This is a genomic window from Xanthobacter sp. 91 (genome assembly GCF_000702385.1).
GTDB classification, from domain to species: domain Bacteria; phylum Pseudomonadota; class Alphaproteobacteria; order Rhizobiales; family Xanthobacteraceae; genus Xanthobacter; species Xanthobacter aminoxidans.
In genome coordinates this window covers 2,856,353-2,875,824 of the sequence record NZ_JNIB01000001.1, presented here as the reverse complement: position 1 = coordinate 2,875,824, position 19,472 = coordinate 2,856,353, and the positions used below count along the sequence as shown (strand labels likewise).

Sequence of the window (19,472 nt, the reverse complement as noted above, 5' to 3'; positions counted from 1 at the left end):
GTCGGTCCGTCTGTGCAGCAGCTCCGTCTGCGCATATGGCGAACGCCCGGTCCGGTCCCCTCGGCCTCCCCTCGGAGACCGTCATGTCCGTGGCGCCAAAGCCCCCCCGGTTCGTCCCCCGCGATCCCCTTACACTCCACCCGGAAACACGGCTAGTCCATGGCGGGACGACGCGCTCCCCCTTCGGCGAAACCTCCGAGGCGCTCTTCCTGACGCAGGGCTTCGTCTATGACGATGCCGAAAGCTGCGAGGCGCGCTTCAAGGGCGAGGACCCCGGCTTCGTCTATTCCCGCTATTCCAACCCCACCACCGCCATGTTCGAGGAGCGCATGGCGCTGCTCGAAGGGGCGGAAGCGGCGCGCGCCACAGCGTCCGGCATGGCGGCGGTGAATGCCGCGCTGCTGTGCCAGCTCTCCGCCGGCGACCACGTGCTCGCCGCCCGCGCTTTGTTCGGCTCCTGCCGCTGGATTCTGGAGGATTTCCTCCCCCGCTTCGGCGTCGAGACCACGCTGATCGACGGGGGCGACCTCGACGCCTGGAAGGCGGGCGTGAAGCCCAACACCAAGATCCTGTTCCTCGAAAGCCCCACCAACCCGACGCTGGACCTGATCGACATCGCCGCGGTGGCGGAGATCGCCCACGCGGCGGGGGCGCGCCTCGTGGTGGACAACGTGTTCGCCACCCCCCTCCTCCAGCATCCGTTCGAGCTGGGAGCGGATGTGGTGGTCTATTCCACCACCAAGCATGTGGACGGCCAGGGCCGCTGCCTCGGCGGGGTGATCCTCTCCTCCAAGCAGTTCGTCACCGACCACCTCCAGACCTTCCTGCGCCAGACCGGCCCCTCCATCTCCCCCTTCAATGCGTGGATCATGCTGAAGGGGCTGGAGACTCTGGCCCTGCGCGTGGAGCGCATGCAGGCGAGCGCCGGCAAGGTGGCCGACGCCCTCGCCGCCCTGCCGGGCGTGGAAAAGGTGATCTATCCCGGCCGCGCCGATCACCCGCAGGCAGAGCTGGCGAAACGGCAGATGAAGGGCGGCGGCACCCTCGTCACCTTCGTGGTGAAGGACGGCAAGGCCGGTGCCTTCCGCTTCGCCAACGCCCTGCGGCTCATCCGCATCTCCAACAATCTGGGCGATGCGAAGAGCCTCATCACCCACCCCGCCACCACCACGCACCAGCGATTCACGCCGGAGACGCGGGCGGAGATGGGCATTTCCGACGGCCTCCTGCGCCTCTCCGTGGGCCTCGAGCATGCAGACGACCTGATCGCCGACCTGACTGGAGCCGCCGAAGCCTTGTGATTGCAGGCGTCGTGCTGCGCGGACTGCCGCGCCGCACCATGTCCTGTTGCGCGCGGGCGACAACGCAGGTTCACTATGCACCGCGGGGGCATTTTCTCCCGCGGTGTGAGGAGGTCGAGCGGGTATGTACCGCGCCATCACTCGGAATATTCAGGTGACCGCGACGCCGCGTTATGTGGCCGAGCGGTCGGAGCCCGACCAGGGCCGTCATTTTTGGGCCTATACGATCGAGGTGGCCAATTTGGGCCAGGAGACGGTGCAGCTCAAGGCGCGCCACTGGATCATCACCGACGCCAACGGCCGCACCGAGGAGGTGCACGGGGCCGGTGTCGTCGGCGAAGAGCCGACCCTGCCGCCCGGCGGCCGGTTCGAATACACGAGCGGGGTGCCACTCAACACGGCCACCGGCATCATCCGCGGACGCTACGAGATGGTCACCGACACCGGGGAGGCCTTCTCCATCGAGATCCCGGCCTTCTCGCTGGACGTGCCGGACGTGCGCCGCGTCCTCAACTGACCCCACCCATCCGCCCGGCGCAGGCCGGGCGGGGAAACCTGTTCAGCTTTAACCTTTTTCAGCCTTGGCCTTTTCGGCTTTAGCTTTTTTTGTCCCCTGTCCTTTATTGACGTTGCAGCGAACCGGGCGAGAGGGGAGATCATGCACGCGGGCATTCCCACCGTGGAGGCCGAGGCCGTATCGGTCCTCAGCCTGCGCCCGGTCGCGGCCACGCTCGGCATCCTGCTCGCCATCCTCGGCGCCGCCATGCTGGCACCCGCCGTAGCCGATTTCGCCGCCCGCGCCAACAGCCGGGAGACGTTCGCCGGCGCGGCCTTCGTCGGCTCGGCCGCCGTCACCATCTTCGTCGGCGTGCTCCTGTGGATGACCGGGCGCGGCCAGCTCACCCGCAAGCTCGATCTGCGCCAGGCCTTCGTGCTCACCACCTCGGTCTGGGTGGTGCTCTCGGTGTTCGCCGCTCTGCCGCTGATGTGGGGGTCTTCGCGCCTCTCCTTCACGCGGGCTATGTTCGAGAGCATGTCCGGCCTCACCACAACCGGCGCCAGCGTCATGTCGGGGCTCGACGCCATGTCGCCGGGCATCCTCCTGTGGCGGGCGCTGCTGCACTGGTTCGGCGGCATCGGCATCATCGCCATCGCCATCGCCGTGATGCCGGTGCTCTCCATCGGCGGGATGCAGCTGTTCCGCACCGAATCCTCCGACAAGTCCGACAAGTTCCTGCCGCGCGCGGGCAGCATCGCCAAGCGCCTGCTCCAGGCCTATGTGCTGCTCACCGTCATCTGCGCCGGGTGCTATCTGGCGGCGGGCCTCAAGCCGTTCGATGCGGTGACGCTCGCCATGTCCACCCTGTCGAGCGGCGGCTTCGCCAATTCGGACGCCTCGCTCTCGGTGTTCGCGAGCCCGGCGGTGGACTATGTGGCCATCGTCTTCATGCTGGCCGCCGCCCTGCCCTTCCCGCTCTATGTGCGGGCGCTGTCGGGGGATGCGAGCCGGCTGTTCACCAATCCCGAGGTGCGGGTCTTCCTCGCCATCGTCGGCGTGTTCACGCTGCTGTCCTTCGCCCAGCAGAGCCTACAGGGCATCGCCAGCGGCGAGATGGCGCTGCGCAGTGCGCTGTTCACTGTGAGCTCGCTCATTTCCACCACCGGCTTCATGTCGGTGGACTACACGAACTGGGGCCCGTTCTCGGATGCCCTCTTCTTCGTTCTGATGTTCCTCGGCGGCTGCACCGGCTCCACCTCGGGCGGGCTGAAGGCGCTCCGGCTCGCCATCACCGCCAAGGCCATCCGCCAGCACCTGAAGCGCATCTCGTTCCGGGCCGGCATCTTCCCCATCCGCTATGGCGGGGCGCCGGTGTCTGACGACGTTGTGGGCTCGGTGCTCTCCTTCGTCTTCCTCTATCTCCTCACCTTCTTCCTGGTGGGCGTGGCGCTGAACGCGATGGGGCTCGATCTGCGCACCGCCTTCTCGGCGGCCATCGCCTGCCTCGCCAATGTGGGGCCGGGCCTCGGTCCGGTGGTGGGTCCGGCCTCCAATTTCGGCGGCCTGCCCGATCCCGCCTTGTGGCTGCTCACTGCCGCCATGATGCTGGGGCGGCTCGAAATCCTCACCGTGCTGGTGCTGTTCATGCCGCGCTTCTGGGTGCGCTGAGGCGCGCGTCAGAAGTGGGCCATATAGCCCCCGTCCACCGCCAGGATCTGGCCGGTGATGTAGGAGGCCGCCGGCGAGGCGAGGAACACCGCCGCCCCCGCCACCTCCTCCGGGTGCCCCCAGCGGCCGAGCGAGGTGCGGCGGGAGAGCCATTCCCTGAGCGTCTGGTCGCGCGACTGCGCCTCGTTGGCGGCCGTGAGCATGTAGCCGGGGGCGATGGCGTTCACCGTGATGCCGTGCGGGCCGAGATCGGCGGCGAGCGCGCGGGTCAGCGCCTCCAGCCCGCCCTTGGCCGTGGTGTAGGCGGCATCCCCGGCGCGGGAGAGCGGGCCGGCGATGGAGGTGATGTTGATGATGCGTCCGCCCGCCTTGCGCGCCACCATGCCCCGCGCCACCTGCCGGGTGAGATGGGCGGGGGCGAGGAGGTCCATCTCCACCAGCCGGCGGAAGTCGGCATCCTCCATGTCGAGGAAGGCGCGGCGGTCGCGGGCGCCGGCATTGTTGACGAGGATGTGGATGGGCGGGGCCTTGGCCAGGACCGCATCCACCGCCGCCGCGTCGAACACGTCGAGCAGGAAGGGTTCCGCCTTGCCGCCCTTGCGGATGATGGCGGTGACGGCGGCGCCGAGCCGCTCGGCATGGCGCCCGTTCACCAGCACATGGGCACCGGCCTGCGCCAGCGCCAGCGCCATCTCGAAACCGAGGCCGGAGGCCGAACCGGTGACGAGGGCGGTCTGTCCATCGAGGGCGAAGGGGTGGGTCACGGCGGGGCTCCGGGGTTCGTCTCCCCTGCCTACCGCTCCCGGACGATTCAGGCCAGCAGGTAGCCGGTGAGCGCGCCGCAGATGGCGAGGGCAAACAGGCCGCCGTCATGGAGCGCCAGAGCGAGGCGGCTCGGCTGGCCGGACTGGTAGATCCAGGCGGTCGCCCCCACCGTGGCGACGGACCAGCCGGCGCCGACGCAGATCAGCGCCGCCGTGATGCTCTCCGGCGTCGCGAGCCGCTGGAGCGGCACGCCGATGGCGACGAGCACGACGCCCGTCAGCGCGATGGCCAGCGGCGGCAGGCGGTCGCCCGCAAGGGCCAGCGGCACGGCCGGCGCATACATGGCCGCGACGTGCAAAGCGATGAAGCCGAACACCGCCGCCCCGCCGATGCCGCAGCCCACCAGCGCCAGCGGCGCCCCGGACATGACGGCGTTCATGCCGAACCACGCGATGCCCGCCACCAGCGTCGGCCACACGATGGCCGAGAGGGGGGCCGTCACCTTGGGGCGGAAGGTGGAAGTGGGATCGTCCGCCAGCATCACCGCGACGCCCAGCGAGCAGGTGTGCGCCAGCGCCGCCAGCGCCGCCGCACCGACGAGGAAGAAGGGGGCGGCGAGGCTTTCGGCGAAGCCCGCCAGCGTCGGCCCGGCCACAGCCGCGAGGAGGCCGCCGGCCAGCACCCCGGCCGTGGCGGCGGCGGGCCGCCCGCTCGCGGCGGCCGCCTCGTGCCGGTAGAAGAAGGAGAAGCCCTGCGCCATGCCGAGCCAGAGGGCACCAAGGCAGGCCCAGGCGAACTGCCGCTGGATCAGCGCCGCCACCAGCAGCGCCCCGCCGGCGATGCCCACCGAGGCGCCGAGCGCAAAGCCGGTGCGCCGGCCGAAGGCATCGCGCAGGAAGGAGGCGGGGAAAGAGGCGAGCGCCGCGCCGAGCAGCAAAGCGGCGAACGGCCATGTCACCAGTTCCGGCCGGGGGGCCAGCTGCGCGCCGGCCAGCGGCAAGGCGGCGGAGGCCACCGTCTGCGCCAGCACGGCGAAGGCGAAGCCCACCGCGAGACCGAAGGTGGAGACGGCACGGGGGCCGTTGTCATTGGCCGGAGCGTCGAGCTGCGGGTCGCAGACGCAGACCAGCATCCCCGCGCGGGGCTCGGGAGCGGGTGCGGCGCGCCTCACGAGTGGTGCCTTTCCGGTGCGGCGCTGGACGCGGGTCTTGCACTGTCCGGCAGGTCGTCGTCGGACAGCACGCGAACGGCCGCGCCGTCGAGGTCGTCATACTGCCCGCTCTTGAGGCTCCACAGGAAGGCGAACAGGCCGCCGAGGCCGAGCAGCAGCGCGAGGGGCACGAGATAGACGAGGACGTTCACGCCGCCACCTCCGTGAGCGCACCGGCTTCGCCCGTCGCGCTGTCATCCCCCACCGCCTCTTCCTTGCGCCCGGGACGGGCCGCGCGCAAGGCGTTGACGGTCACAAGGATGGAAGAGCCGGACATGGCGAGCGCCGCCACCAGCGGCGTCACGAAGCCGGCGATGGCGAGCGGCACCGCGATGATGTTGTAGCCCACGGCAATGGCGAGGTTCTGCCGCATGAGCCGCGCCGCCGTGCGGGCACCGTCCACCGCGGCAAGCACCGGCCACAGCCGGCGGCCGAGGAACACAGCGTCCGCATGGGCCTGGGTGACGGCCGCACCGGTCGCAGGCGAGAGGGACACGGCCGCCGCCGCAAGGGCCGGCGCGTCGTTCAGGCCGTCGCCCACCATGAGCACGCGGCGGCCCCCGGCCTTGAGGGCGTCCAGCGCGGCGATCTTGTCGGCGGGCTTGAGGCCGGCCTCGGCCTGCGCAATGCCGAGCGCCGCGGCGACCGGGGCCACGGCGGCGGAACGATCACCCGAGAGGATGCGCACGTCGAGGCCACGCGCCTTCAGCTCGGCCACCACCTCGCACGCATCGGGCCGCAGCGCCTGGGCGACGCCCATGACAAGCACTTTCTCGCCATGGCGGAAGGCGATGAGGGAGGCGTCGGCGGGCAGATCGGCAGGAGCCACGGCGCCGCAGAAGGAGAGGCTGCCGAGGCGGGCGCGGCGGCCGTCGATGATCGCCTCGATGCCCTGCCCGCTCACCTCGGTGACATGCTCCAGCGCCGGCCCCTTCGCCCGGGCGGCGATGACGCCGGCGAGGGGATGACGGCTCGACAGGGCCAGCCGGCCGGCCAGCGCCACCAGGTCCGGATCGGCGCCGCGCGGCAAGGCCAGCGCCGGCTCGGGCAGGGTCAGGGTGCCGGTCTTGTCGAACACCACCGTGTCCACGGCGGCGAGGCGCTCCAGCATGTCGCCGGCATTGATGAGCATCCCGGCGCGGAACAGCCGGCCCGTCGCCGTCACCTGCACCGCCGGCACGGCGAGCGCCAGCGCGCAGGGGCAGGTGATGATGAGCACGGCCACCGCGATCATCACCGCATCGTGCAGCCCGGAGCCGGCCAAGAGCCAGCCGATGGCCGAGACCAGGGCGGTGAGATGCACCATCGGCGCATAGAGCCGCGCCACCCGGTCGGCGAGGCGCACATAGGCGCCCTTCTCGGCCAGAGCGCCGTCGAGCAGCCGCTGCACGTCGTCCACCAAAGTGTTCTCGCCGCCGGCGGTGACCGTGAGGTGCAGCGCGCCCTCGCCGTTCAGGCTGCCGGCATAGACGTGATCTCCCGCCTTGAGGGCGCGGGGCAGCGTCTCGCCGGTGACGAGGCTTTCGTCCACCGCCGAGAGGCCGGAGGCGACGACGCCATCCGCCGCCACCCGCTCGCCGGGATGAACGAGGATGGTGTCGCCCGGCTGGAGCGCCTGCACCGGCACCAGCACGGGCACCCCGTCGGCGCCGATGCGGTGGGCCATCTCGCCCCGAAGCGCGGCGATGTTACCGGCCGTGGCGCGGGTGCGCCGACGCGCCTCGTGGTCGAGGTAGCGGCCGGCGAGGAGGAAGAACAGCAGCATGATGGCGCTGTCGAAATAGGCGTGGGGCTGGCTCATGGCCGTTTCCAGCACGCTCATGCCCAGCGCCAGCGTGACGCCGATGGTGATCGGCACATCCATGTTCAGCCGGCCGGAGCGAATGGCCCGCACCGCGCTCTGGAAGAAGGGCTGGCCGGCATAGGCCGCCGCCGGCAGCGCGATGAGCGCGGAGATCCAGTGGAAGAAATCGCGCGTCTCGGGGGTGATGTCGGTGACGTTGCCCGACCACACCGAGACCGACAGCAGCATGATGTTCATGGCCGCGAAGCCCGCGACGCCGAGGCAGCGCAGCAGCCAGCGGGCGTGGCGCGCCTCGCTCTCCTCCGCCCGGCCGGCGAAGGGATGGGCGCGGTAGCCGAGCGCCTCCAGCTGCCCCACCACCCGGTCCGGCGAGGTGCCCTCCGACCAGGCGACGGTGAGGCGGTGGGTCGAGTAGTTGAGGCGGGCGCGCACCACGCCGGGCAGCGCCTTCACCCCGTTCTCGATCTCGCCGATGCAGGCGGCGCAATCGATGCCGTCGATGGCGAGACTCATCTGCGCCAGACCGTCCTCGGACGTGCCGACGAAGATGGAATAGTCGATCGCCTCAGACATCTTCAGGTCCCCGGGGGCTGCAGGGAGGGGTGCGGGCTCAGCCCGCCGGATCAGCACCGTGCCATGAAATAAAAAGAGTACGACAGGCCGGCGGCGCGACGAGCCGCCCAGCCTCTCGTACCCAAGGCACGGACGGCACTGGACGGTAGCCGCCCGGCAGTCTCGATGCCGCCTCGGGAGGCCCGGAGGATGCCGGTTGCCCGTTTAAGCGGCTTACGGAAGCTGCACACGATTCTTGGACCGGAAGACCCGCTCGCCGCCTTGCGCAAAATCAATCACCAGATCCCACTGGCCGGCTCCGGCCTGGGTCCGAGCGCGGTAGCGGCCGTCGCCCAGCGGTTCGAGGTCCAGCGCCACATCGCGGCGGGCGTCGGTGGGATGGGCCAGCTCGCCGTCGGCGACGAGGTTGGTGAGCGGCTTTCCGTTGGCGTCGCGCACCACGATGTTGACCTCGCGGGCGCCGCCGCCGGGCGAGCCGAGCGACACATCCACCTTCCAGTGCATGGCCGCCTGCCGCTCGGCCGCCTGATGCTCGGCGGTGAAGGCAAGGCCGGCCTTGTAGGAGCTTTCGGTCTCCACCCCCGCGAAGGTGGTGACGGCGAAGCGCGCCATGATGACGTTGACGCCGATGACCACGCCGAAGAAGGCGAGGAGGATGGCGAGCACCGCGCGGCCGGTCAGTTCGCGCGGTGCCTTCGGGGGGGTGGCGGCCGGGGCAGAGGCTCGAGCCATGGTGTGTTTCCCTTCGTGCGGCCCGCTCAGGGGCCGATGAAATGGTCGGTGACGGAGGCCGACAGGCCGGAGGCCTTGTCGCGGATGCGGAACGTCACCGGCAGGGAAGCCGCGGGCGGAAGCTTGTCGCCGGTGGTGACGAGCACGCGCACCTCCCGCGTCTGGTCCGGGCCGATGGTGAGGCCGTCCGCATTGTCGCCGATCACTTCGAGGCTGGCGTCGGGAACGCCCTCGACGGAGAGGATGAAGGTCCGCTCCTCCAGCTTCTTGTTGATGAGGCGGATGGTGTAGGCATTGCGGATCGCACCGCTGGAGAGCCGCACGAACAGCGGGTTGCGGTCGTGGATGGCGGCGACGCCTTCCGTCGAGCGCCCGATCAGCGCGGTGAGCATGAGGCCGGAGACGAGGGCGATCAGCACGCCGTAGAGGATGGTGCGCGGGCGCAGGATGCGCTGGACGAAGGGCTTGCCGGCGGCCCGCGCCTCAAGGTTCGCCTCGCTCTCATAGGTGATGAGGTTCCCCGGACGGCCGATCTTGTGCATCACCGTGTTGCAGGCATCGATGCACAGGCCGCACTGGATGCAGGGCAGCTGGAGACCGTGGCGGATGTCGACGCCCGTGGGACACACCGCGACGCACTGGCCGCAGTCCACGCAATCGCCCGCAGGCAGCCCCTTCTCGCGCAGCACGGCCGCCTTCTTCACCGAGCCGCGGGGTTCGCCGCGATCGTAGAGATAGGTGACGTTGAGCGCGTATTCGTCGGTCAGCGCGGCCTGGATGCGCGGCCAGGGGCACATATAGGTGCAGACCTGCTCGCGCATGTGGCCGGCGAGGGCGTAGGTGGTGAAGGTCAGCACCCCGATGGACATGTAGGCCACGGCAGACGCCTGGAACGTGGCCAGCTCCACCACCAGAGTGGGCGCATCGGCGAAATAGAGCACCCAGGCGCCGCCAGTCCACCAGGCGATCAGCAGCCAGACGGAGTGCTTGAGCGTCTTGTGGGCGACCTTCTCCATGGTCCACGGCCCGGCATCGGAGATCATCCGCTCGCGGCGATCACCCTCGATCAGGCGCTCCACGGCCATGAACAGGTCGGTCCACACCGTCTGCGGGCAGAGATAGCCGCACCAGACGCGGCCGGCCACCGCGTTCATCAGGAACAGGATGAGCGCGGAAAGGATGAGCAGGCCGGCGACGTAATAGAATTCCTGGGGCCAGATCTCGAGGAAGAAGAAGTAGAAGCGGCGGGCCGGGAAATCGATGAGCACCGCCTGATTGGGCGCATCCGGCCCGCGGTCCCAGCGCACGAACGGCAGCAGATAGTAGATGCCGAGGGTGATCCCGAGCAAAACCCACTTGATGGTGCGGAAGCGACCGTGGACGCTCTGGGGATAGATCTGGCGCCGGGCTTCGTAGAGCGGGATGTCGTCGTCGCCGCTCACGACCACGGGGGCCTTCTTGTCCTCGGACTTGGTGGACAGGGCAGTCATCATCTTCACCGCGGTTCGCCGGTCAAGACGGACCGGCCATACGTGTCGGGGCCGAGCCCCTCGGGCGCAGACGCGAAGACCCCCGTCTCCGTTCTGCTGCACTACATTCATATCTTAGAATGTAGATGTGATCCCCAAAGCAAAAGGTCGCGCCGACGTTTGGTCGCGCGACCTTTTGGCATCTGCGCCTCTCGGCCAATCCGGGCGGTGCGCGTGTCCGCCCGGAAGACTGGCCGGTGGGCGCGTCCGGGGCGGAAAGCCCCGGACTTCAGGCTCAGCGTCCGCCGCCCAGCGAGTGGACGTAGACGGTGAGCGCCTTGATCGTGGTCGGGTCGAGGCGCGCGTGCCAAGCCGGCATCACGTTGCCGCGTCCGTTGGTGACACCATACTCGATGGTGGCCTTGTCGGAGCCGTAGAGCCAGATGCCGTCGGTGAGGTTGGGGGCGCCCATCTCCTGGTTGCCCTTGCCATCCTCGCCGTGGCACGCGGCGCAATTGCCCTCGAACACTTCCTTGCCCTTGGCGAAATCTGCGCCGGGCTTGGCGATGCCGGAGAGGGTCCGCACGTAGTCCGCCACCGCCGAGATTTCCGGCTTCTGCAGGATGCCGTCCTTGCCGAAGGCCGGCATGCTGCCCTGGCGGGTGTCGGGATCGTTGGCGCGGATGCCGTGCTCGATGGTCGTCTGAATCTGCTCCAGCGAACCGCCCCACAGCCAGTCATCGTCATTGAGGTTGGGGAAGCCGGTGGCGCCGCCGCCGCCCGCGCCGTGGCAGGGCGCGCAATTGTCGGCGAAGGCCACGCGGCCCTGGGCCCGGGCGAGGGAGAGCAGCGTCGGCGTCTGCTCGATCTGCTCGAGCGAGGCGTTGGCGAGCTTGGCCGCGCTCTCCGACCGGATGGCGTTGAGATCGGCGATCTGCATCGCCACCGCCGAGCGCGAATGCCAGCCGAGGAGGCCCGGCGTCGCCGAGGAAACGAGCGGCCACGCCGGATACAGTATCCAGTAGCCGATCGCCCAGACGATGCAGGCGTACCACACCCACAGCCACCAGCGCGGCAGCGGGTTGTTCAGTTCGGAGATGCCATCCCATTCATGACCGGTGGTCGAGACGCCGGTTGCCTGGTCGACCTTGCCGTGGGTGTCGTTGGTCGTGCTCACGGGATCAATCCTCTTTGAGCGGAATGTTGGCGGCGTCGTCGAATTCCTTCTTCCTCGCTTTAGAGGGCCAGAAGGCGTAAGCGACCACCAGCAGGAAGGCGACGACGAAGAGGATCAGGCCCCCCGTCTGGGCGAAGGCCGCGAGACCGAGATAGGTGTCGTGCATCGATCACCTCACATTCGCCTGGTTGTCGTAGAGCTTGAAGTCGACGAGCGTGCCCAGCATCTGCAGATAGGCGATGAGCGCGTCGGCCTCGGTGAGTTCGCCGGGATTGCCGTCGTAGTCGCGGCCCTGCGCCTTGGGATAGCGCTTCTGCAGGCCGTCGGAGTCGGCCGCGTCGGTGGTCGCCTGGGTCTTCAGGTCATCCTGCGCCTTGGCGATCATCTCGTCGGTGTAGGGCACGCCGAGGACCTGCTGGACCCGCATTTCCTCGCCGATGTGCTTGGCGTTGAGCTTGGTCTTCGCCAGCCAGGGGTAGCTCGGCATGATGGAGGCCGGCACCACGGAGCGCGGGTTGTTCAGATGCTCCACCTGCCACAGGTCCGAATACTTGCCGCCGACGCGGGCAAGGTCGGGACCGGTGCGCTTGGAGCCCCACTGGAACGGGCGGTCGTACATGCTCTCGGCCGCCAGCGAGTAGTGGCCGTAGCGCTCCACCTCGTCGCGCAGCGGGCGGATCATCTGCGAGTGGCAGTTGTAGCAGCCCTCGCGGACGTAGATGTTGCGACCGGCCAGCTCGAGCGGGGTGTAGGGACGCATGCCCTCCACCTTCTCGATGGTGCTCTTCAGGTAGAAGAGCGGCGCGATCTCGACGAGGCCGCCGATGGAGATCATCACCAGGATGCCCAGCATCAGCCAGTAGGAGTGCTTCTCGAAGATCTGGTGCTTGGACCAGATGGAGGTGCCTTGGGTTGCCATGCTCGCCTCCTCACTCGGCCGCCTGCAGGGCGAGCTCGCGCTCGGCTGCGGTCTGGGGCGTGGTGATGGTCTTCCAGATGTTCCAGGCCATGATGAGAGCGCCCGTGAGGAAGAGGATGCCGCCCAGGGCACGGATCACGTAGAGCGGATGCATCGCCTCGACCGTCTCGATGAACGAGTATTCGAGGAAGCCCAGCTGCGTGTAGGCGCGCCACATGAGGCCCTGCAGGATGCCCGCGACCCACATCGAGGAGATGTAGAGCACGATGCCCAGGGTCGAGACCCAGAAGTGCCAGTTGATGGCCTTGACCGAATACATTTCGCGCTTGTTCCAGAGCCAGGGCACCAGGCAGTAGATGGCGCCGAAGGAGATGTAGGCCACCCAGCCCAGCGCGCCGGAGTGCACGTGGCCGATGGTCCATTCGGTGTAGTGGCTGAGCGAGTTCACCGCCTTCACCGACATCATCGGACCTTCGAAGGTGGACATGCCGTAGAAGGCGACGGCCACCACCATCATGCGGATGACGGGATCGGTGCGCAGCTTGTCCCAGGCGCCGGAGAGCGTCATGAGGCCGTTGATCATGCCGCCCCAGGAGGGCATCCACAGGATCACCGAGAAGGTCATGCCCAGCGTCTGCGCCCAGTCCGGCAGCGCCGTGTAGTGCAGGTGGTGCGGGCCGGCCCAGATGTAGATGAAGATCAGCGCCCAGAAGTGCACGATGGACAGGCGGTAGGAATAGACCGGCCGCTCGGCGCGCTTCGGGATGAAGTAGTACATCAGGGCGAGGAAGCCGGCGGTCAGGAAGAAGCCCACCGCGTTGTGGCCGTACCACCACTGGAACATGGCGTCCTGCACGCCGGACCACAGGATGTAGGACTTCGGCGAGAAGACCGACACCGGGATGGTGGCGTTGTTGCCGAGATGCAGGACCGCGATGGTGATGATGAAGGCAAGGTAGAACCAGTTGGCCACATAGATGTGCGGCTCGTTGCGCTTCAGCAGCGTCACCAGGAACACCAGCAGGTAGGTGACCCAGACCACGGTGAGCCACAGGTCGGAATACCACTCGGGCTCGGCGTATTCCTTGCCCTGGGTGATGCCGAGCAGATAGCCCGTACCGGCAATGACGATGAAGAAGTTGTAGCCGAGGATCACGAACCACGGGGCGAGGTCGCCGGCGAGGCGGGCGCGCGAGGTCCGCTGCACCACGTAGAAGGACGTGGCGAGGAGCACGTTGCCGCCGAAGGCGAAGATCACCGCCGAGGTGTGCAGCGGCCGCAACCGGCCGAATGAAATCCAGGGCAGATCGAAGTTGAACAGCGGGAAGGCCAGCTGCAGCGCGGCGATGACACCCACCAGGAAGCCGGCGATGCCCCATACCACGGCGGCGATGGTCGCGAACTTCACCACGCCCATGTTGTAGTTGGGCTTGCCGTCGATGAACTGCGGCACCGGACCGGCCGGGCGGTTCATGTAGCGGTTGCCGATGGCGAACACCGCCGCGATGCTCGCCGCGGCGAACAGGTAGGCATGGAACGCAAATTCCGGCGTGTAGGCCTTCGCCGCCACGACGATCGAGAAAAGGGCGAAGAGGGAGAACACCCCGATGAGAGCGCCCTCACCCCACCTCAACGACTTCGCCGGGGGCTGGATTGGAGCTTGCAATGTTGTCATCTGTGGACCCTTCACGCCGGAGCGCAGAACTACACCCGGGGGACTAGGACGCAGAACAACGCCCTAGGACCGTTTTTCACCTTGACGCAGGTCAAAGGCTATGCCCGTCGAAATACGGATGTGCGCTGTGGCGGGCCGTCGCAAGTCGGCAAGCCTATTGCCGCAGTGCAGCGGACATCAGGTCGCATAGCCATCGTGCAAACGCTGGACGCGCGAGCCTGGAACGCCTCCAGGCTCCACCAGAAGGGCCACTATTTTCCACAGCCCGATTTCCGGCAAGCGCCAAAACTTCGCGGCCACATGCCGCACGGCTTTTAGTCCAGAGTTTGCCGGAATCTCGCCACGGCTATGGCCATTGCGACCAGCATCAGCACCACCAGCGCGCCCGCATCGGTGGTCAGGTCGGAGAAGCCGGACCCTTTCAGAAGGATGCCGCGCACCATCCTGAGATAATGGGTAAGCGGCAGCCCCTCGCCGATCCATTGCGCCCAGAGCGGCATGCCCGAGAACGGAAACATGAAGCCCGACAGCAGGATGGAGGGCAGGAAGAACATGAACGACATCTGCACCGCCTGGAGCTGGTTCTGCGCCAGGGTGGAGAAGGTGTAGCCGATGGACAGGTTGACGATGATGAACAGCAGCGTCGCCACTGCCAGCAGGATCGCGCTGCCCTCCAGCGGCACGCCGAAGAGAATCATCCCCGCGCCCATGATGAGGAGGGCCTGCAGGATGCCCACCAGCACGTAGGGCGTGATCTTGCCCAGCATGATCTCCACCGGGTGGATGGGCATGGAGAGCAGGCTCTCCATGGTCCCGCGCTCGATCTCGCGCGTCACCGACAGGGCGGTGAAGATCAGCATGGTCATGGTGAGGATGGTGCCGAGCAGGCCCGGCACAATGTTGAGCTGGCTGGTGCCGGCGGGGTTGTAGCGCCGGTGTTGCACAATCTCGAACGCCGCGCTGCCCGGCGCATCCACGAATCGCTCGCGCACGAGGGCCGAATTGACGACGCCGGCAAGCGCGGCCAGCGCGTTCGCCGAGCCGACGGGATCGGTGGCGTCCGCCGCCACGAGAAGCTGGGGCGTCTCCCCCCGACGCAGCGACCGCTCGAACCCGGCCGGGATCTCCACGAAGAACAGCACCTCGCCCGAGCGGATCATGTGCTCGGCATCCTCCGCGCTCTTCACCTCGCGCACGAAGGCGAAGAAGGCGGTGTTGCGCAGGGCTGCGAGGATGGCGCGGCTCACCTCGTTGTTCTCGTGGGTGAAGACCGCCGTGGGCAGGTTGCGCGGCGTGGTGTTGATGGCATAGCCGAACAGGATCAGCTGCAGCAGCGGGATCATGATCATCGTCGCGAACGTCACCCGGTCGCGGCGGAGCTGGATGAACTCCTTCACGATCATGGCGCCGACGCGCGTCAGGAAGCCGCCCCGCGCGGCGCGGGCGCTCATCGCAGCTCGTCCTTGGAGCGGCGCATCAGGTCGATGAACACGTCCTCCAGCGTCGGCGCATCGGCTCGGAACGCGAGGCGCTCGTCCGCGCGGAAGGGCGCGAGGGCCGCCTCCAGCGCCGCGCCGTCACGGCCGGAGATGTGCAGGGCCGTGCCGAAGGGCGCCACCATGTCCACCCCCGCACGCTGGGACAGGTCGCGGGCGAGGTCACGGGCGATGCGCCCGGCCTCCTGCCCCGCCTCGCCCTTCACCTCCACCGTCACGGTGGTGAGGCCGGCGGCAGCGATGACGCTCTGCACCGTGCCCTGGGCGAGGAGCTTGCCATAGGCGATGTACGCAATCTCGTGGCAGCGCTCCGCCTCATCCATGTAGTGGGTGGAGACGAGGACGGTCAGCCCTTCGGCCGCAAGGTCGTGGATCTGCTCCCAGAACTCGCGCCGCGCCTGGGGATCGACGCCGGCCGTGGGCTCGTCCAAGAGGAGAAGGTCCGGACCGGGCAGGATGCAGGCGCCGAGCGCGAGGCGCTGCTTCCATCCGCCGGAGAGCGCGCCGGCAAGCTGCTTGCCACGCCCCTCAAGCCCCAGCCGCTGCAAGGCCGCGCTCGCCGCCGCCTCGGGCTGCGGCACGCCATAGAGGCGGGCGACGAACTCCAGATTCTCCCGCACCGAGAGGTCCTGATAGAGCGAGAAGCGCTGGGTCATGTAGCCCACGTGCTCGCGGATGGTGCGGGACTCGGTGAGGATGTCCATGCCGAGGCAGGTGCCCCGCCCCGCGTCCGGCGTCAGCAGCCCGCACAGCATGCGGATGGTGGTGGTCTTGCCGGAGCCGTTGGGGCCGAGGAAGCCGTAGATCTGCCCGCGCCGCACCCGCATGGTGAGATTGTCCACCACACGATGCCCGCCGAAGCTCTTGGAGAGGCCCTCCACCTCGATCACCACATCCGGATCGAGCACCGGCGCCGCCGCCGTGCTCACGGCGCGGCTCCGAGCGTCACGTTCACCGGCTGGCCGGGCTTCGCTTTGGCGGGATCGTCGGGCCGCGCTTCCACCATGTAGACGAGCTTGGAGCGCTCCTCGCGGCTGTAGATCACCGGCGGGGTATATTCAGCCTGCGCCGCGATGAAGGACACCTTTGCGGTGAACGGCGCGCAGCCGTCGCAGGTGACGGTGACCGGGGCACCGGCCTTGACCTTCGGCAATTGCGCCTCGGGCACGAAGAAGCGCACCTTCACCAGCCCCGGCGGCAGCACGGAGACGATGGGCCGGCCCTCCGGCACCATCTCGCCCGGCCGGTAATAGACGGTCTGCACCGGGCCGTCCGCCGGAGCCTTCACGCTGCGACGGTCAAGCCGGATCTGGGCCGCCGCGAGGTTCGCCTTCGCCGTCTGGGTGGCCTGCTCGGCCGCCTCGATGTCCTGGGTGCGCGCGGCGATGCGGGCGGCCGCGATGCGGCGCTGCGCCTCGTCGAGGGCGGCCTGGTTCTGGTCATACAGGTGCTGGGCGGAATCGAGGTTCGCCTGGGAGGAGGCGCCCTTGGGCACCAGCGTCTTCTGGCGATCCAGATCGATGCGGGAGAGGTCGAGGGCCGCGGCGGCGCGCCGCTCGGACGCTTCCAGCACCGCCACCTCCTCCGGCCGCTGGAGCGGCGAGCGGGCGTTGGCGAGGCGGGCCTCGGCCTCCTTGAGCTGGGCGGCGGCCGCGTCCCGGTCGGCGGTCTGGAGATCGTCCTCCACCTTCGCCAGCACCTGCCCGGCCTTCACCTGCGTCCCCTCCTCCACCAGGAGCGCGGTGACGCGCCCGGCCTCGGTGGGACCGATGAACACCAGATCCCCTTCCACATAGCCGGAGAAGCCCCCTGCCCCGTCGCCGTTGCAGCCAGCAAGGCCGAGCGCGGCGGCGAGAGCGAGGGTACGTGCGAGCATGGCGCACAATGCGGGAGCGCGTGTCACGTCTCTCTCCATCCAAGGCCACGCAGGATCATGTCGCGATGGGCGGCGAGGAACTGGCGCACGTCGAGCGGGTCGAACGCGCCGAACATGCTGTTCCACACCACCGCGACGATGGCGGGGGCGATGACGAGCTGGGGGAAGCGGGCGGGAATGTCGCTGTCGATCTCACCGCGGGCGATGCCCCGCGCGACGATGGCGCGAATGAGCGCGAGGCCGCGCACAACCACTTCCCGGTGATAATAGGCGGCCAGCTCCGGAAAGCGCGGCCCTTCAGCGATCATCAGGCGCACCAGCGCCTGCGCCGGCGTTTCCAGCACCCGCTGGGCCAGCAGCTCGATGAGCAGGTCCAGAAGCTCGCGGGTCGTCCCCGGAAACAGCGCCACCATGCCGCCGGCATCGGCGAGGACCGGCGTCAGAGTCTCCTGCACCAGCCCGCGGAACAGCGCCTCCTTGTCGGAGAAGTAGAGATAGAGCGTGCCTTTGGCGACGCCTGCCCGGCGCGCCACGTCATCCAGCCGCGTGCCGGCGAAGCCGTGGGCCGCGAACTCCGCCAGCGCCGCATCGAGGATGGAGCGGCGCCGCTCGCCCTTGTCCATGACCGGCGCGCGGCGCCGCCGGGCCTGTGGCTCGGGCGCGGTCTCGCGTGGGTCCGAAGGGCTTCGCGCCATGGGCGCCTCGCTATGACTGACGCGTCAGTCATTAGCATCGGTCGAGGGACCCGCCAAGCGCGACAGTGTCGCGTCGCGCGTGCCGGGGTGGCGGCGGCGCAACAGCCCAAAAGGATCGCAAAATCGGGAGGTATTTTGAAACCGGGCCGTTAAGGTTAACAGAAGGTTGACGGAGCCAAGCCCGGCGGCTTGAGGCATTATCTTTTTGTTAACTCCGCTCGGACCCCCGGCAATGTCGAAGCGCGTTTCGCTCCTCAGCCTTCCTCTGGCGCTGGCCGCATGGGTCGCGCTTCTGGGCGCAAGCGTCCCCGCCGCCGCGCAGGAAAATCGCGCGCAGGACGCCCGCGGGCAGCTCCGTCTCGCAAACCTCGCCGCCGCCTTCGCGCCGCGCCACCTCGCGGATGGGCGCTACACCTCCGCCCCGTCGGGCTATGTCCGTTTCTGCGCGGAGAACGGCACCGACTGCCGCGCCGCCGGTCCCCTCATGCCCGCGATCCGGCTCGATGCCGAGCACAAGGCCGAGCTTGAGCGCGTCAACCGCACCGTCAACGAGGTGGTCCAGCCCGAAACCGACCTCGACCATTACGGCGAGACCGAGCGCTGGGCCTATCCCGACGACGGTCGCGGCGATTGCGAGGACTATGTGCTCGAAAAGCGCCGCCGCCTCATCAACGCCGGCTGGCCGACTTCTGTTCTGCTCATCACGGTGGTGCGCGACCACGAGGGCGACGGCCATGCCGTGCTCACCGTCGTCACCGACAAGGGCGACCTCATCCTCGACAATCAGGAAGCCGAGATCCACACCTGGACCGACACCGGCTATCGCTTCGTCAAGCGTCAGTCGAAGGAAGATCCCTCCCAGTGGGTGTCCCTCGGCGAAACCCGGGTGCCGCCGGTGGTGGGCACCGGCCGCTGACAGCCTGACCTTCAAAGGGTCGCCTCGCCGGCTTCTGCCTCAGCGAGACGAAAACGGGCCGGAACCGACGCCGCGGTTCCGGCCCGTTTTGCATTGAAATACGGCGGACCCTCAGTCGATGCGCTTGAGGCCGGCCGCATACTGGGGCCAGCGGTGCTGGTAGCCGGCCGCCGTCGCGATCAGCCGCTCGGCCGCCGCCTCATCCAGCGTGCGGGCGACCTTGGCCGGAGCGCCGACAATGAGCGAATAGGGCTCGAAGGTCTTGCCCTCGGTGACCAGCGCCATGGAGCCGACGAGGCAGTGATCGCCGATGACCGCGCCGTTGAGCACGGTCGCGCCCATGCCCACCAGCGCCCCCTCCCCCACCGTGCAGCCATGCAGCGTCACATTATGGCCAATGGTGGCCTTGGGGCCGAGCGTCATGGGATAGCCGGGGTCGGTGTGGAGAACGCAGTTCTCCTGGATGTTCGTGCCCTCGCCAACGACGATGGGCTCATTGTCGCCGCGCAGCACCGCGCCGAACCAGATGCTCGCGCCCTCCTTCACGATCACCCGGCCGATGAGGACGGCGGTGGGGGCGATCCAGAAATTGCCGGAGGCGGGCAGCTCCGGGGCGATGCCGTCGAGGGCATAAAGCGGCATGGGGTTCCTCCAGAAGATCGGTCGGTGGCCGGCGTGGCGGCCGGGCGCGCCAGCC

General features: G+C 68.6%; 19 protein-coding genes. 4 read left to right on the top strand and 15 right to left on the bottom strand.

The window, feature by feature from the left end:
- Positions 1–83 precede the first annotated feature (83 nt).
- The 3 genes from A37E_RS0113590 (at position 84) to A37E_RS0113580 (ending at position 3,468) form a co-directional block, all read left to right on the top strand.
- Entirely contained in the window at positions 84–1,301 is a 1,218-nt protein-coding gene (locus tag A37E_RS0113590) for an O-succinylhomoserine sulfhydrylase (RefSeq protein WP_029557090.1), read from the top strand.
- A 124-nt stretch (positions 1,302–1,425) separates the two neighbouring features.
- Positions 1,426–1,818 (top strand): Co2+/Mg2+ efflux protein ApaG, encoded by a 393-nt coding sequence (apaG, locus tag A37E_RS0113585; protein WP_024277461.1) that lies wholly within the window; start codon positions 1,426–1,428, stop codon positions 1,816–1,818.
- A gap of 141 nt (positions 1,819–1,959) precedes the next feature.
- On the top strand, positions 1,960–3,468 hold the full coding sequence (locus tag A37E_RS0113580) for a TrkH family potassium uptake protein (RefSeq protein ID WP_024277460.1): 1,509 nt from the start codon (positions 1,960–1,962) through the stop codon (positions 3,466–3,468).
- 8 nt (positions 3,469–3,476) lie between these two features.
- On the opposite strand, the gene A37E_RS0113575 is transcribed toward A37E_RS0113580, so the two are convergent.
- From A37E_RS0113575 to A37E_RS0113510, 14 genes are all read right to left on the bottom strand, one after another.
- Positions 3,477–4,232: an SDR family oxidoreductase gene (locus tag A37E_RS0113575; RefSeq protein WP_029557088.1), complete on the bottom strand. Its 756-nt coding sequence runs from the start codon at positions 4,230–4,232 to the stop codon at positions 3,477–3,479.
- A 47-nt stretch (positions 4,233–4,279) separates the two neighbouring features.
- Positions 4,280–5,404: a hypothetical protein gene (locus A37E_RS0113570; protein WP_029557087.1), complete on the bottom strand. Its 1,125-nt coding sequence runs from the start codon at positions 5,402–5,404 to the stop codon at positions 4,280–4,282.
- On the bottom strand, positions 5,401–5,595 hold the full coding sequence (gene ccoS, locus A37E_RS0113565; protein WP_029557086.1) for a cbb3-type cytochrome oxidase assembly protein CcoS: 195 nt from the start codon (positions 5,593–5,595) through the stop codon (positions 5,401–5,403). The genes A37E_RS0113570 and ccoS overlap by 4 nt, the downstream gene beginning before the upstream one ends.
- On the bottom strand, positions 5,592–7,820 hold the full coding sequence (locus A37E_RS0113560; RefSeq protein WP_038193085.1) for a heavy metal translocating P-type ATPase: 2,229 nt from the start codon (positions 7,818–7,820) through the stop codon (positions 5,592–5,594). The genes ccoS and A37E_RS0113560 overlap by 4 nt, the downstream gene beginning before the upstream one ends.
- Positions 7,821–8,033: 213 nt before the next feature.
- The gene (locus A37E_RS0113555) at positions 8,034–8,552 is read right to left on the bottom strand and encodes a FixH family protein (protein WP_051679013.1); all 519 of its coding nucleotides are present in this window, start codon (positions 8,550–8,552) and stop codon (positions 8,034–8,036) included.
- A 26-nt stretch (positions 8,553–8,578) separates the two neighbouring features.
- A complete protein-coding gene (gene ccoG, locus A37E_RS0113550) occupies positions 8,579–10,042 on the bottom strand; it encodes a cytochrome c oxidase accessory protein CcoG (RefSeq protein WP_081837824.1) in 1,464 nt (487 codons plus the stop codon).
- A 274-nt stretch (positions 10,043–10,316) separates the two neighbouring features.
- Positions 10,317–11,198 carry a cytochrome-c oxidase, cbb3-type subunit III gene (ccoP, locus tag A37E_RS0113545; RefSeq protein WP_024277453.1) on the bottom strand — a complete coding sequence of 294 codons (882 nt, stop codon included), beginning with the start codon at positions 11,196–11,198 and terminating at the stop codon, positions 10,317–10,319.
- A 4-nt stretch (positions 11,199–11,202) separates the two neighbouring features.
- Positions 11,203–11,364, bottom strand: a complete 162-nt coding sequence (locus tag A37E_RS0113540; RefSeq protein ID WP_029557082.1) for a cbb3-type cytochrome c oxidase subunit 3 — start codon at positions 11,362–11,364, stop codon at positions 11,203–11,205.
- Positions 11,365–11,367: 3 nt separating this feature from the next.
- Positions 11,368–12,117, bottom strand: coding sequence for a cytochrome-c oxidase, cbb3-type subunit II (gene ccoO, locus A37E_RS0113535; protein WP_029557081.1), 750 nt, complete (start codon positions 12,115–12,117; stop codon positions 11,368–11,370).
- 10 nt (positions 12,118–12,127) lie between these two features.
- Complete coding sequence (gene ccoN / locus A37E_RS0113530) at positions 12,128–13,792, bottom strand: cytochrome-c oxidase, cbb3-type subunit I (RefSeq protein WP_029557080.1); 1,665 nt, start codon at positions 13,790–13,792, stop codon at positions 12,128–12,130.
- A 314-nt stretch (positions 13,793–14,106) separates the two neighbouring features.
- Entirely contained in the window at positions 14,107–15,243 is a 1,137-nt protein-coding gene (locus A37E_RS0113525) for an ABC transporter permease (protein ID WP_029557079.1), read from the bottom strand.
- Positions 15,240–16,217: an ABC transporter ATP-binding protein gene (locus A37E_RS0113520; protein WP_029557078.1), complete on the bottom strand. Its 978-nt coding sequence runs from the start codon at positions 16,215–16,217 to the stop codon at positions 15,240–15,242. The genes A37E_RS0113525 and A37E_RS0113520 overlap by 4 nt, the downstream gene beginning before the upstream one ends.
- Complete coding sequence (locus A37E_RS0113515) at positions 16,214–17,191, bottom strand: HlyD family efflux transporter periplasmic adaptor subunit (protein WP_029557077.1); 978 nt, start codon at positions 17,189–17,191, stop codon at positions 16,214–16,216. The genes A37E_RS0113520 and A37E_RS0113515 overlap by 4 nt, the downstream gene beginning before the upstream one ends.
- On the bottom strand, positions 17,188–17,859 hold the full coding sequence (locus tag A37E_RS0113510) for a TetR/AcrR family transcriptional regulator (protein ID WP_029557076.1): 672 nt from the start codon (positions 17,857–17,859) through the stop codon (positions 17,188–17,190). The genes A37E_RS0113515 and A37E_RS0113510 overlap by 4 nt, the downstream gene beginning before the upstream one ends.
- A gap of 232 nt (positions 17,860–18,091) precedes the next feature.
- Between A37E_RS0113510 and A37E_RS0113505 the strand changes: the two genes are divergently transcribed.
- Positions 18,092–18,775 (top strand): transglutaminase-like cysteine peptidase, encoded by a 684-nt coding sequence (locus tag A37E_RS0113505; protein WP_029557075.1) that lies wholly within the window; start codon positions 18,092–18,094, stop codon positions 18,773–18,775.
- Between the two features lie 111 nt (positions 18,776–18,886).
- Here A37E_RS0113505 and A37E_RS0113500 read toward each other — a convergent pair whose 3' ends face one another.
- Positions 18,887–19,417: a gamma carbonic anhydrase family protein gene (locus tag A37E_RS0113500; RefSeq protein WP_024277444.1), complete on the bottom strand. Its 531-nt coding sequence runs from the start codon at positions 19,415–19,417 to the stop codon at positions 18,887–18,889.
- Positions 19,418–19,472 lie beyond the last annotated feature (55 nt).